The 13,500-nt window shown below is 69.8% G+C and carries 13 protein-coding genes; 6 read left to right on the top strand and 7 right to left on the bottom strand.

Features of this window, described 5'->3' with window-relative positions:
* Positions 1–23: 23 nt before the first annotated feature.
* The gene (locus FFK22_RS02075) at positions 24–461 is read left to right on the top strand and encodes a VOC family protein (RefSeq protein ID WP_186002255.1); all 438 of its coding nucleotides are present in this window, start codon (positions 24–26) and stop codon (positions 459–461) included.
* Between the two features lie 77 nt (positions 462–538).
* A complete protein-coding gene (locus FFK22_RS02070; RefSeq protein ID WP_138886631.1) occupies positions 539–1,348 on the top strand; it encodes a bifunctional 2-polyprenyl-6-hydroxyphenol methylase/3-demethylubiquinol 3-O-methyltransferase UbiG in 810 nt (269 codons plus the stop codon).
* Positions 1,349–1,449: 101 nt separating this feature from the next.
* Here FFK22_RS02070 and minE read toward each other — a convergent pair whose 3' ends face one another.
* The 6 genes from minE to FFK22_RS02040 form a co-directional block, all read right to left on the bottom strand.
* Positions 1,450–1,728 (bottom strand): cell division topological specificity factor MinE, encoded by a 279-nt coding sequence (gene minE, locus FFK22_RS02065; protein WP_138886630.1) that lies wholly within the window; start codon positions 1,726–1,728, stop codon positions 1,450–1,452.
* Entirely contained in the window at positions 1,725–2,540 is an 816-nt protein-coding gene (gene minD, locus FFK22_RS02060; protein WP_138886629.1) for a septum site-determining protein MinD, read from the bottom strand. The genes minE and minD overlap by 4 nt, the downstream gene beginning before the upstream one ends.
* Positions 2,541–2,563: 23 nt before the next feature.
* Complete coding sequence (gene minC, locus FFK22_RS02055) at positions 2,564–3,277, bottom strand: septum site-determining protein MinC (RefSeq protein ID WP_138886628.1); 714 nt, start codon at positions 3,275–3,277, stop codon at positions 2,564–2,566.
* Positions 3,278–3,567: 290 nt separating this feature from the next.
* A complete protein-coding gene (locus tag FFK22_RS02050) occupies positions 3,568–4,281 on the bottom strand; it encodes an RluA family pseudouridine synthase (protein ID WP_138886627.1) in 714 nt (237 codons plus the stop codon).
* Between the two features lie 157 nt (positions 4,282–4,438).
* Entirely contained in the window at positions 4,439–4,660 is a 222-nt protein-coding gene (locus FFK22_RS02045) for a hypothetical protein (RefSeq protein ID WP_138886626.1), read from the bottom strand.
* Between the two features lie 72 nt (positions 4,661–4,732).
* Positions 4,733–5,317 carry a histidine phosphatase family protein gene (locus FFK22_RS02040; RefSeq protein ID WP_138886625.1) on the bottom strand — a complete coding sequence of 195 codons (585 nt, stop codon included), beginning with the start codon at positions 5,315–5,317 and terminating at the stop codon, positions 4,733–4,735.
* Positions 5,318–5,429: 112 nt separating this feature from the next.
* On the opposite strand from FFK22_RS02040, the gene FFK22_RS02035 reads away from it, so the two are divergent.
* The 4 genes from FFK22_RS02035 (at position 5,430) to FFK22_RS02020 (ending at position 11,637) form a co-directional block, all read left to right on the top strand.
* Positions 5,430–6,308, top strand: a complete 879-nt coding sequence (locus tag FFK22_RS02035) for a polyphosphate kinase 2 family protein (protein ID WP_138886624.1) — start codon at positions 5,430–5,432, stop codon at positions 6,306–6,308.
* Between the two features lie 7 nt (positions 6,309–6,315).
* Entirely contained in the window at positions 6,316–7,587 is a 1,272-nt protein-coding gene (locus FFK22_RS02030; protein WP_186002254.1) for an NAD(P)/FAD-dependent oxidoreductase, read from the top strand.
* A gap of 34 nt (positions 7,588–7,621) precedes the next feature.
* A complete protein-coding gene (locus FFK22_RS02025) occupies positions 7,622–9,955 on the top strand; it encodes a glycoside hydrolase (RefSeq protein WP_221938325.1) in 2,334 nt (777 codons plus the stop codon).
* A gap of 92 nt (positions 9,956–10,047) precedes the next feature.
* Complete coding sequence (locus FFK22_RS02020; RefSeq protein ID WP_138886622.1) at positions 10,048–11,637, top strand: ABC transporter substrate-binding protein; 1,590 nt, start codon at positions 10,048–10,050, stop codon at positions 11,635–11,637.
* 18 nt (positions 11,638–11,655) lie between these two features.
* Here the strand turns inward: FFK22_RS02020 and FFK22_RS02015 are convergent, their stop codons facing one another.
* Entirely contained in the window at positions 11,656–13,437 is a 1,782-nt protein-coding gene (locus tag FFK22_RS02015; protein WP_138886621.1) for an ABC transporter ATP-binding protein, read from the bottom strand.
* Positions 13,438–13,500 lie beyond the last annotated feature (63 nt).

Genomic DNA, 13,500 nt, shown 5'->3' with positions numbered 1-13,500 from the left:
CGATCCTGAGGGAGGGGCAGGGGATGGCTGTCACCGCAAGGGGCATGACACCCTTGCTGCATATCTACGACATGCCGCAGTCGCTGGCCTTCTACCGGGAGGTGCTGGGATTTGCGATCGTCGACGCCTCCGCCGTGGTTGAGACGCCGGAGGGGCGCTTTTCACACTGGGTGTGGCTGGCGCTCGGACCGGCCCAGCTCATGCTGAACACCGCCTATGACGGAGGGCAGCGCCCTGTTGCCCGGGTCGAGGCCCGGCAGTGCTGGCATGGCGACACCTGCCTCTATTTCAGCACCGACGATGTCGATGCCGTCTATGAAGGGCTTCGGTCCAGGCTGCCGGATCTGCAGCCGCCGGCCGATGCGCAATACGGCATGCGGCAGCTCACCCTCAGCGATCCGGACGGCTACAGACTGTGCTTCCAGGCGCCGATCCAGGAGCGTGCCCGTCCCAGGATTTGATCTCGACCTGTCCGCCCGATGCACCTTTTGGTAGAAACCACTCCACTGCAGAGGGGCATGGGGAAGGGGAGGATCCGATGCATGAGGGTGTTGCCGCCAACCGGGCCCATTGGGACGAGCGGGTACCGGTGCATCTCCGCTCCGCCTTCTACAATGTCGACGGCTTCCGGCGCGGCGAGACCGATCTGGGGCCGATCGAGGCGGCGGAGATCGGCGACGTCGCCGAGCTGCGCGTGGCCCATCTGCAGTGCCATTTCGGCATGGACACGATGTATCTGGCGCGACGTGGCGCGCAGGTCACCGGCCTCGACTTCTCCGCCAACGCGATCGCCGCCGCCCGGGCCTTGGCGGCCGAGACCGACAGCAGCGCCGTGTTCGTCGAGGGCGACCTCTACGATGCGCCGCGGCTGCTCGGCGAGGGCCTGCACGACCTCGTCTTCACCAGCTGGGGCACCATCATCTGGCTGCCCGACATCGCCCGTTGGGCACAGGTGGTGGCGGCGCTGCTGAAGCCCGGCGGTCGGCTCTACTTCCTCGACGGCCATCCGGCGGCGCGGGCGCTGGACCAGGCCGGCGCGGACGCGCCTCTCGTGCCGAGCTACGCCTATTTCCGCGACAAGCCGATCGAGTTCGAGGGCCAGGGCAGCTATGCCGACCGCGACGCCGTCTTCAGCCACACCCGCTCGGTCGAATGGGACCATCCGCTCGGCGCCGTCGTCGGCGCGCTGCTGGCGACCGGGATGCGGCTGACGGCCCTGCGCGAGCACGATGCCGCCGCCTGGCAGATGTGGCCGTGCCTGGTGCCGGGGACGGACGGGCTGTGGCGGATGCCGGCGGACCGGCCGAACCTGCCGCTCAGCCTCACCATCGAGGCGGTGAAGGGCTGAAGCCGTCGAGGCCGCTTCAGGGAGGAGGCCGGCGGGCTGAGCCGGGACGGCGTCTCACCGGGGCCTTCCGCATCGCCCCTTATGGGTGAGGCCGGCTTCGCTCAGCCCCGCGCGGCGATCCGGGCAGGGCCCGCCGGGGTCGGGATCTCGATGTCGACCTCGAGCGTCGACACGGCATCGCCGCGGTCGAGCTTGACTTGTACCTTCTCGCGGTCGACTGCGATGTGCTTGGCGATCACCGCCAGGATCTCCTCCTGCAGCGTCGCGATCAGGTCGGAGCGTCCGCCGATTACCGACCGCTCATGCGCCAGCAGGATCTGCAGCCGCTCCCGCGCCACGGGGGCGGAGTTGCGCTTGGTGAAGAAGCTGAACAGGCTCATGCGACCCTCCGGCCGAACAGCTTGGCGAAGATCCCCTTCTTGTCGCTGGGCACCGTCATCTGCAGGGTCTCGCCCCTCAGGCGCTTCGCCGCGTCGGAATAGGCCCGGGCCGGGGCGCTCAACGGGGCGTTGAGAGTGACCGGCGCGCCCATGTTCGAGGCCTTCAGCACCTCCTCGCTCTCCGGGATGATGCCGAGCAGCGGGATCGACAGGATCTCCAGAACGTCCTCGGTCTTCAGCATCTCGCCGCGCTCGGCCCGCGCCGGGTCGTAGCGGGTCAGCAGCAGGTGCTTCTCGACCCGTTCGCCCTTCTCGGCGCGCTCGGTCTTGGAATCGAGCAGGCCGATGATGCGGTCGGAGTCACGGACCGAGGAGACCTCGGGGTTGGTCACGACCACCGCCATGTCGGCATGGCGCATGGCCAGGACCGCGCCCTTCTCGATGCCGGCCGGGCTGTCGCAGATCACCCAGTCGAACTTCTCCTTCAGCTCGCCGATGACGCGCGACACGCCTTCCATGGTCAGGGCGTCCTTGTCGCGGGTCTGCGACGCGGCCAGCAGCGACAGCGTGTCGACCCGCTTGTCGCGGATCAGCGCCTGCGGCAGCTTGGCGTCGCCCTGGACCACGTTGATCAGGTCGAACACCACGCGGCGTTCCGACCCCATCACCAGATCGAGATTGCGCAGGCCGACATCGAAGTCGACGACGACGACGTTCTGCCCGCTCTGGGCCAAGGCCGCGCCCAGCGCTGCGGTGGAGGTCGTCTTGCCGACCCCGCCTTTTCCGGATGTCACGACCAAGACCTTGGCCATATTCGCTGCTCTCCTCTAATGCCTCAGTCCAGGGCTGCCAGAACCATGGCGTCGCCGTCGAGCCAAGCCTGCACCGCCCTGCCGCGCAGCTTCGGCTCCATGTCGTCCGCGGTCTTGTAGAGACCGTCGATGGCCAGCAGTTCGGCCTCCAGCTTGCGGCAGAAGATCCGGGCGCCGCCATTGCCGGTGGACCCGGCGATCGCCCGGCCACGCAGCGTGCCGTAGACGTGGATCGACCCGCCGGCGATGATCTCGGCGCCCGAGGCGACCGACCCGACGACCGTGACGTCGCCCTCGGGGAAGATCACCGACTGGCCGGACCGCACCGGCCGGTCCAGCAGCAGCGAGGCGGCGGGACGCGCCTCGGCGGCCGGCGCCGCGGCCTGGGCGCCGTCCGGCACCTCGATCATTCCGGCCGGGCGGCTGCCGGTCATCAGCGGCGGCAGGCCCCAGGCCTCGGAGCCGAGCCAAGCCGGGTCGGCGCCCTCGATCCCGATCAGGCGGATGTCGCGCTGCTGCAGGTCCTCGATCAACGCCGCCAGATCCTGCTTGCGCATCGGCAGGGCCGACAGGTCGACCACGACGGGGCGGCCCTGGAAGAACGCAGGCGAACGCTGGATCTGGGCGTCGAGCTCGGTGAGCCAGTCCGTGATCGGCGGTTCCGGCGCCAGGACGAGCGCCATGAAGGAACGACCACGGAAGCGGATGGCGGGGCGGGTGCGGGCTGCTGTTGTCACGGTCAGGGGCGTAGCCGGGCGCGATCCGGCCGTCAACACGGGGGTTCGCGACCATTGAACCCGGTTCAACCCGGATATGCAACAGGTTGTGGTTCCCAGAGGCGCGAGCCGCCATGTGTTGTGTCCCGATTGCTCCTGTCCCAGCCGGTTTGCAAAGCTTCCGCCGCCGGTGCCGGTGGCGGGGGCGTCCCGCCGAGTCCCGGCGCGGGCATCCTCGCGAGGCGTCGAGCGAGCGGGAGAGCCGGGCGACTCGGAGCCGGCGAGCGATGTGTCGGCCGCAACCGCGGTGGTCAGGCGGCCGTGCCGGCGCCGAAGCGCCGCAGGGTCTCGGCGAGATGGGGCGGCGGCGGCGCCTCGGCAGCGATCGGCGGCTTCTTCGGATACAGCGGCACCGACACGGCTCGGGCGTGCAGATGCAGCGGCGGCGCCTCCGGGCCGCGTCCGGCGCTGCCGTAGATCGCGTCGCCCAGGATCGGGAAGCCGGAGGCGGAGCAGTGCAGCCGCAGCTGGTGGGTGCGCCCGGTCAGCGGCCGCAGCTCGAGCCAGGCCAGGCCTTCGGCGCGGCCCAGCACGCGGAACTCGCTCTGCGCCGGCTGGCCGGCAGGGTCGACCTTCATCCACCAGCCGCGCTGTGCCGATCGCTTGGCCAGCGGCAGGTCGATGCGGCCCTCATCCTCGGCCGGGCCGCCTTCGACCACCGCCCAGTAGGTCTTCACCACCCGGCCGGAGGCGAACAGCTCGCCCAGCATCGCCGTCGCCTTGCGGTGCCGGCCCAGCACCAGGCAGCCGCTGGTGTCCTTGTCGAGGCGATGGGCGAGGGCGGGCGCATGCGGCAGGCCGAAGCGCAACGCGTCGAGGTGATGGTCCAGCACCGGCCCGCCCTTGGGCCCGGCATGCACCGGCAGCCCGGCCGGCTTGTCGAGGATCAGCATCAGCCCGTCGCGATAAAGCAGGCGGGCCAGGATCTCGGCGTCGGTCAAGGCCGGGGTCGGGGCGGCGATCATGCCGGCGTCATCGCATCGCGGCCGGCCGAACGCAACAGCGGGTTGGGTTCAATGTAAAGGATGATTTTAAATTCTTCGGATAAAGATTTGATATCTCTGAAAATAGACAGCTCCCGCCACGCGGGTGGCGGGAACTCGTCCCGGCTCAGATCATCGGTCAGTGGTGATGGCGGTTCCGCCACCAGTCATGGGCCACGCGGGCCTCGCAGCTGTTGCGGGCCTTGTGGGAATGGATGTGGCCGCAGGCCGCGTGCTGCCGGTGCTGCAGCGTCTCCCGGTGCTGGCGGCCATCATAGGCCTGCGCCGAGGCGAAAGTGGCCGGCACGGCGACGATCGTGGCGGTCGCGAGCAGAACGGTGCGGGTGAACTTCGAGATCATCTGAAACCTGTGTGCGAAGTCATGCCTGAGTGGCATGAACACTCCACGGGGCGGTTGCCGGCTTCCGTCGCGCTACGACCGGTCGATGCTGCGCCACCCGTGCAGCAGCCGGCGGTCTTCCGCGGTGAAGGCATAGTAGTGGCCGCCCTGGCCGGCGGGCTGGTCGGCCGCGCGGCTGATCGGCCGGCCCTGCAGATGGCACAGCAGCAGCGCCCCGACCCCGCCATGCGAGACGATGGCGATGTCGCCTTCGGCCGGAGCCCGGCGCAGGACCTCGTCCACCGCGGCAACGATGCGGCGCTGGGCGTCGGCCGCGCGCTCCCAGCCGCGCACGCTTTCCTCCGGCCGGGCGAAGAAGGAATCCGCCATTGCCTCGAACTCGAGCTTCGGCAGATAACCGGTTGACGAACGGTCGTTTTCGCCGAGTTCCTCCAGCTCCGTGACCGGCAAGCCCAAAGCCTCGGCGAGGATGGCGGCGCCGTCCCGGGCCTTGCGCTCGGTGCTGCAGAACAGGCTGCGCAGCCCCGCGGTCCAGGGCTGGTCCAGCACCGTCCGCATGCGCTCGCGGCCGCGCTCCGACAGCGGCCAGTCCGGCACCGGCACCGCCGGGTCGATCAGCACGTCGGGATGGGTGATGAAGGTGACATGCCGGGTCATGCGGTCCTCGCTGCGGAAGGCGCGACATCATCTCCGATTTGCCAGACCGACGAAATTCCTGCATCGATCATTGTGCATCGGCGCGCGGGCGCATCGATCGGGGAGGGGCAGGATGGTCGAACTGGACAAGCTGGCGAAGCGATACCGGATCGAGGACGGCGACGGTTTCCGCCTGAAGGACTGGGACCCGGCGGATACCGCCTGGCTGGACGACAAGGAGGTGGCGCAGGAGGCGCTGGCCCAGAGCGTCGCCAAGCTGGCCGAGATGCAGGACAAGCTCTACGCCCAGGACCACTGGTCGGTGCTGCTGATCTTCCAGGCGATGGATGCGGCCGGCAAGGACAGCACCATCAAGCACGTGATGTCCGGGATCAACCCGCAGGGCTGCCAGGTGACGTCCTTCAAGCAGCCTTCGGCGGAGGAACTGGACCACGACTTCCTGTGGCGCACCAACCGGCACCTGCCGGAGCGCGGCCGGATCGGTATCTTCAACCGCTCCTATTACGAGGAGGTGCTGGTCGTCCGGGTCCATTCCGGCGTGCTGGGCAACCAGCGCCTGCCGCCGAAGCTGGTGACGAGGAAGATCTGGAAGGAGCGGTTCGAGGATATCTGCGCCTTCGAGCGCTACCTGGCCCGCAACGGCACGCTGGTCCTGAAGTTCTTCCTCAACGTCTCGCGCGAGGAGCAGAAGCAGCGTTTTCTCGACCGCCTGAACGATCCGGAGAAGCACTGGAAGTTCCAGCCCTCGGACGTGGCGGAGCGGCAGCTCTGGCCCGACTACATGAAGGCCTATGAGGAGATGATCCGGGCGACCTCCGCCCCGCATGCGCCCTGGCACGTCATCCCGGCCGACAGCAAATGGTTCACCCGTTTGGCCGTGGCCGCCGCGATCGTCGACGCCATGGACGGGCTAGACCTGGCCTATCCGAAGGTCGAGCCCGCGATCAGCGAGAAGCTGCAGGCCGCTCGCGCGGCGCTGGAGAACGAATAGCTGCATCGTGACCGACCCATTGTCGATCGCCGTCTGCGGCTGCGGCCCGGCCGGGCTGGCCGCTGCCTGCTTCCTGCACGATGCCGGCCACCGGGTGCGGCTGCTCGAGCGCTTCGCCGAGCCGCGGCCGATCGGCGCCGGGCTGATGCTGCAGCCCGCCGGCCTGGCCGCCCTGGGCCGGATCGGCGCGCTCGACGCCGCCCTGGCCTATGGCCAGCGGATCGACGGGCTGTACGCCCGGTCGGAGCCGTCGGGCCGGGTGGTGTTCGACCTCAGCTACGCCACGGTCGATCCGGCGCTGCACGGCCTGGCGATCCACCGCGCCGCGATCTTCGAGGTGCTGTGGCAGGCCGCCGCTGCGCGCCGCATTCCGGTTGAGACCGGGGTCGAGATCGCCGCGCTGGCCGCCGATGCGCAGGGCCGGCCCGTGCCGGTCACCACCGCCGGCCGCCGCCTGCCGGCGGTCGACCTGGTGGTCGACGCCACCGGCAGCGGCTCGGCTTTGCGTCCGCTCGCCCGTGCCCCCGTCCGGCCGCGCCCCTACGCCTATGGCGCGGTCTGGGCGACGGTGCCGGCCGCGGGGCTGCGGCTCGACCGGCTGGAGCAGCGCTTCCGCGCGGCGCGCGAGATGCAGGGCCTGCTGCCGGTCGGGCGGGTGCCGGGCGACGACGTCCCGCGCGCCATCCTGTTCTGGAGCCTCCGGGTGGCGGAGCACCCGGCCCTGGTGGCGGCGGGGATCGGGGCGTGGCGGCGCCGGGTCCTCGACCTCTGGCCCGAGATCGAGCCGGTGATCGCCGGCATCGCCGACCCGGCCCAGTTGACGCTCGCCCGCTACGCCCAGGCGACGCTGCGCCGGCCCTTCGGCGACCGCATCGCCTTCATCGGCGATGCCGCCCACTCGACCAGCCCGCAGCTCGGTGCCGGGGTGACCATGGCGATGCTGGACGGCGCCGCCCTGGCCGATGCGCTGGCGGCGGCACCGGATATTCCCACGGCCCTGGCCGCCTACGCCGCGCGGCGCCGGCGGCACGTGCGCTTCTACCAGCGCATGAGCGCGCTGCTGACCCCGGCTTTCCAGTCCGACAGTGGCTGGATCGGGACCTTGCGCGACCTGACCTTCCATCCGTCGACGCGGCTGCCCTGGCTGCGCCGCCGGATGGTCGAGACCTTCGCCGGCCTCGCCCTCGGCCCCTTCGCCGGGACCCATCCCGGGGCGCTGGCCGGGATGCCCTCGACGACATCGGGCAAGGCTTCCGACGAATTGAGAATCATTCGATAATCTATAATGTTATGAGCCATTGCTGAGTTTTCGCATGATGATGGGTGCGAGCATGGCCAGCCGGCGGGCTGTGCCATTCGTGTGGTGCCTGGTCCTGGCCGTGCTGGCTTTGGCCGGCCCGGCCTGGGCAGCGCCGGACGGCCCGGTGGTGCTGGCGGCGCCGGCCGGGGAGTTCCGGATCGACCCGGCGACGCTGGCGGTGTCGTTCCGGCCCGCCGGCGGAGATGAGGCGGCGCTGGCCGCCCCGGCCACGGACCCGGGACAGGTGACGGACCGGACCGGCCGAGGCTGGCACCTCGCTACGGGCGGCGACGCCTTCACGATCGAGGCCATGATCGAGGGCGAGGCGCTGCGCGTGTCGATCCGCTCCGCCCGGCCGACGACCCTTCCCTGGCCGCAGACCGCCGATCCCGCCGCGATCACCGCCTATGCCATGCCCTTCGGCGAGGGCAGCTATATCCCGGCCGACGATCCGGCATGGCTCGACTGGCTGACCCGGCGCTACGAGCCCGCGAGTCTCACCGAGCAGCTGTCGATGCCGTTCTGGACCGAGCTGCGGGCCGGCCGCTCGATCACCTGGCTGGTCGAGACGCCGTTCAACACCTGGTTCGCCGTCGTCGAAGACGCCGGCCGGACGCGGCCGGTCCTGGCGCATGAGTTCACCCGCCTGGCGCCCGGCGCGCCCTATGTCGTCCGCATCATCCCGGGGCCGGCCGACCCGCTGGCGGGAGCGAGAATCTATCGCGCCTGGCTGCAGGCCACCGGCGGCTTCGTGTCGTTGACGGAGAAGATCGCCGCTCTGCCGGATGTCGCCCGGCTCGGCGGCGCCCCGCACATCTACCTGTGGGGCAAGGGGCCGCTGAAGCCGGAGGATGTGCTGCAGTGGCGCGCCTTCGTCCGGCTGATGCAACAGAAGAGGGACGATCCGGGCCATCTCGCCGGCCGGCTGTGGCAGGCCTTCGATGCGGAGGGCCGGCAGGCCTTCAAGGATGCGTTCAAGGACGCCGCCGGCGTTGGCGGCTTCGTCTCGGCCTATAGCCGGGCGGCGCTGACCCGCGCGGTCAACGACGCGTTGCGCCGGGCGATTCCGATGGCGCCGGTCGATCCGCTGCCGGGCGGGCACGATCCGGCGGCGGAGGCGGCCTGGGCCGCCGGTCCGCTGCGGAATGCTCTGACCGGGGCCTTCGGCCCGCTGCTGGCGCCGCCGGAGCGCTGGGGCGGCGGGCTGTCGCTCGACACCGTCGCGGCGCTGCAGCAGGACGGCCTCACCCGCGCCTGGCTCGGTGTCGAGGATTGGCGCGACGCGCTGTGGCATCGGCAGGCCGTGGCCGCCGCCAAGGCCGCCGGCTATCTGATCGGCGCCTATGACAGCTACGGCAGCGCCCATCCGCCGGACCTGCCCGAGACCTGGCCGACGGCGCAGATGGGCGTCGATCTCGCTGCCGCCGGCTATGTCGACAGGAACGGCAAGACCATCACCGGCTTCGGCGGCCGCGGCGTCTATGTCAGCGCCGCTGCGGCGGAGCCCTATGCGAAGCGGCGGATCGCGGCGGTGGCCAAGGCCGCCGGTCTCGACAGCCTGTTCCTCGATGTCGACGCCATCGGACTGGTGTTCGACGACTACACTCCGGGCCGCGAGACCAGCGAGGCGCAGGATGCCGAGGCGCGTCGCCGCCGCCTGGCCTATGCCGCGTCGCTCGGCCTCGTCACCGGCAGCGAGGGCGGCTCCGCGCTGTTCGCGCCACAGATCGCCTTCGCCCACGGCATGACCACCCAGCCCTTCGCCTGGATGGCGCCGGAGATGAAGGACAAGGCCTCGCCCTTCTATCGCGGCAACTACTGGCCGCCGGAGACGCCGTCGCTCTACTTCAACCCGGTCAAGCTGAAGCCGGAGATCACGCGGTTCGTCGCCGATCCGCGCTTCCGATTGCCGCTGTACGAGATCGCGCTGCACGACAGCGTCGTCACCACCCATCACTGGGAATACGGCTCCCTGAAATTCCCGGACCAGCGCGAGACCACGGCGCTGCTGCAACTGCTCTATGCCGTGCCGCCGCTCTACCAGCTGAACGCGGCGGTGCTGGACCGCGACCTGCCGGTGATTGCCGCCTATGACCGGGTGTTCCGGCCGCTGCACGAACGGGTCTTCACCCGGCCGATGACCGACCTCGCCATATTGTCGCCCGACCGGCTGCTGCAGCGCTCGACCTTCGGCGACGGCACAACGGTCACCGTGAACTTCGACACCAGGCCGCGACCGCTGCCCGACGGCGCGACGCTGCCGGCGCAGTCGGCCCGGATCGCCGTGCCGGGCCAGCCGGCCCGGACGGTTGAGATCAGCAAGGTCTTCGATCGTGCGGCGAAATAGGCGGATGCGCAAAATCATGAGCGAATCCGCCTAGTCGCCATCGCAAGCCGGGCCTACCATCGCCCTGCCCAGCAAACAGGGGGTGCATCCAAATGAGAACAATCCTTCGCGGCGCCATCGCCGCGATCCTGCTCGGCTGCGCGGCTTTGCCGGCCCGGGCCGAGACGCCGAAGGACACGCTGGTCCAGGCCTACCGGATCGACGACATCATCACGCTCGACCCGGCCGAGGTGTTCGAGTTCTCGACCACCGAATACGTCAACCAGGTCTATGACCGGCTGATCTACTACAATGCCCAGGACCCGGCGAACTTCCTGCCCGGCATCGCCGAGAGCTGGACCGTCGCCGATGACGGCACCACCTACACCTTCAAGATCCGCGACGGGGTCAAGTTCCACTCCGGCAATCCGCTGACGGCGGAGGACGCGGCCTATTCGATCCGCCGCGCCATCAAGCTGAACCTGTCGCCGGCCTTCATCGTCGGCCAGTTCGGCCTGACCGCTGAGAATGTCGACGCCATGGTCACGGCGCCGGATGCGCGGACCCTGGTGTTCAAGACCGACAAGGCCTACGCGCCCAGCTTCGTCCTCAACTGCCTCAGCGCCACGGTCTCCTCGGTGGTCGATAGCAAGGTCGTGGAGGCGAACGCCAAGAACGGCGATTTCGGCCATGAGTGGCTGAACACCCATTCCGCCGGCTCCGGCCCCTACGAGCTCGGCGGCTGGAAGCCGAATGAGAGCCTGGTGATGAATCGGTTCGACGACTATTGGCGGGGCAAGCCGGGCTTCAAGCGGATCTTCTTCCGCCATGTGCTCGATCCGACCTCCCAGCTGCTGCTGCTGCAGAAGGGCGATGTCGACATCGCCCGCGGCCTGACCGGCGAGCAGCTGGACTCGCTGAAGTCGAACCCGGACGTGACGGTGCAGGAGGTGCCGCGCGGCACCATCTGGTACCTGTCGATGAACACCCAGACCGAGCCGCTGAAGAAGGTAGAGGTGCGGCAGGCGCTGAAATCCCTGATCGACTACCAGGGCATGGCGGACAGCTTCATGAAGGGCCTGGCGGTCCCGCATGAGAACTTCCTGCCCAAGGGGTTCCTCGGCGCCCTCGACGACATGCCGTTCAAGCTCGACGTCGACAAGGCCAAGCAGCTGCTGGCGCAGGGCGGCTATCCGGACGGCTTCAAGATCACCATCGACGTGCCGAACGGGTCGCCCTATCTCGAGATGGCGCAGTCGATCCAAGCGACCTTCGCCAAGGCGGGGGTGGAGCTGCAGATCATCGCCTCGGACGACAAGCAGCAGACCAGCAAGATCCGCAGCCGCAAGTATCAGACCGCGATCGGCCGCTGGGGCCCGGACTACCAGGACCCGCACACCAACGCCCAGAACTTCGGCATGAATGTCGACAACGGCGACAACCCGCCGATGAAGACCACCGCCTGGCGCACATCCTGGGACATTCCCGCGCTGACCAAGGAGACCGAGGCCGCGGTGCTGGAGACCGACACCGCCAAGCGCCAGGCGATGTATGCGGACCTGCAGCGCGAGATCCGCGACACCGGGCCCTACGCCTTCATGTTCCAGCAGGTCGAGGCGGTCGCCGCGCGCAAGACCGTCCAGGGCCTGGTCTGGGGCCCGGGCACGGAGAACGACTTCTTCTGGCAGGGGAAGAAGGAGTAGGCCGGCGCGGGAGGCCGCTCAAGCGGCCTCCCGCGCCACCAGGTGTCCGCTGCCGACATCGGCCATATCGACCAGCACCGGGCGGTAGTCGACCGGGCGCACCGGGCTCGGCACCTCGCCGGACAGGCGCTGGAAATGGTCGCGGCGGCGGCGCGGATCGGCGATCGGCACCGCCTGCATCAGCTTCCGGGTGTAGGGGTGGCGCGGATCCTCGAAGATCTGGCGGCGGGTGCCGGTCTCGACGATCTGGCCGAGATACATCACCGCCACCCGGTGGCTGATCTGCTCCACCACCGCCATGTCATGCGAGATGAAGAGATAGGCCAAGCCGAGATCGGCCTGCAGCTCGTGCAGCAGGTCCAGCACCCGGGCCTGGACCGAGACGTCGAGGGCGGAGACGGATTCGTCGGCGATGATCGCCTTGGGCGACAGGCTGAGCGCCCGGGCGATGCAGATGCGCTGGCGCTGCCCGCCGGAGAATTCATGCGGGTGGCGGTGGCGCAGCTCCGGCGCCAGCCCGACCCGGCGGAACAGCCATTCGACCCGGTCGGCCAGCTCGCCGCCCCTGGCCAGGCCGTGGATCACCAGCGGCTCGGCCACCAGCTCGCCCACGGTCATGCGTGGGTCGAGCGACGCGTAGGGATCCTGGAACACCATCTGGATGTTCCGGCGCAGCGGCTTCAGCGCGGCGGGCCCCAGGCCGGCGGCCTCGGCCCCGGCGATGCGGATCGAGCCGCGCCACGGCACCAGCCCCATCAGCGCCTTGCCGGTGGTCGACTTGCCGCAGCCGCTCTCGCCGACCAGGGCCAGGGTCTCGCCCGCACTCAATGTGAAGGAGAGATTCTCGACGGCATGCACGCGCCTGACCGTGCGCTGCAGCAGCCCGCCGGCGATGTCGAAGCGGACGGTGAGGTCCTTCACCGCCACGACCGGTTCATTCGCGGCAAGGGCCGGGGCACGGGCGTCGGCGCGCAGCGGCGCGTCGCGGCCGGCCAGCTGGCCCAGCTTCGGCACGGCGGCCAACAGCTGCCGCGTATAGTCCTGGCGCGGCGCCTCGAACAGCGGCACCACCGGGCCGCTCTCGACCACCCGGCCCTGGTTCATCACCACCACCCGGTCGGCCATCTCGGCCACCACGCCCATGTCGTGGGTGATCAGGATCAGGGCGGTGCCGAACTGGCGCCGCAGGTCGCGCATCAGCTCCAGGATCTGGGCCTGGATGGTGACGTCCAGCGCCGTGGTCGGCTCGTCGGCGATCAGCAGCTTGGGCCGGCAGGCCAGGGCCATGGCGATCATCACCCGCTGCCGCATGCCGCCCGACAGCTCGTGCGGATGCTGCCGCAGCCGCCGCTCGGGCTCGGAGATGCGCACCGCCTCCAGCGCTTCCAGAGCCAGCCGCCAGGCCCCGGCGCCGTCGACCTGGCGATGGGCGCGGATCGCCTCGGCGATCTGCCGGCCGACCGACATCACCGGGTTCAGGCTGGTCATCGGCTCCTGGAAGATCATCGCGATCTCGCCGCCGCGCACCCGCCGCATCTGCCGCTCGGGCAGGGCCAGCAGGTCGCGGCCCTGCAGCAGCACCTGGCCGGCCGCGACCCGCGCCATCGGCTGCGGCAGCAGCCCCATGATCGACAGCGAGGTCATCGACTTGCCGCTGCCCGATTCCCCGGCGATGCACAGCGTCTCGCCGGGGTCCAGGTCGAAGCTCAGATCCTCGACCACCAGCTTCGGCCCCACCGGCGTCGCGACCTGGGTGCTGAGGTTGCGGACCTGGAGGAGGGGGGAGCCTTGCCCGATCATGGTGCCCCGATCCTGTCGATGCGGTCTTGGGGCAACTCAATCCTAGTCCCCCCTCCCCCTGCG

The organism is Mycobacterium sp. KBS0706, from assembly GCF_005938675.2.
In the GTDB taxonomy this organism is placed as follows: Bacteria; Pseudomonadota; Alphaproteobacteria; order DSM-16000; family Inquilinaceae; genus Inquilinus.
Note: the sequence above shows the minus strand (reverse complement) of the source record. Positions and strands in the feature narration are given on the sequence as shown.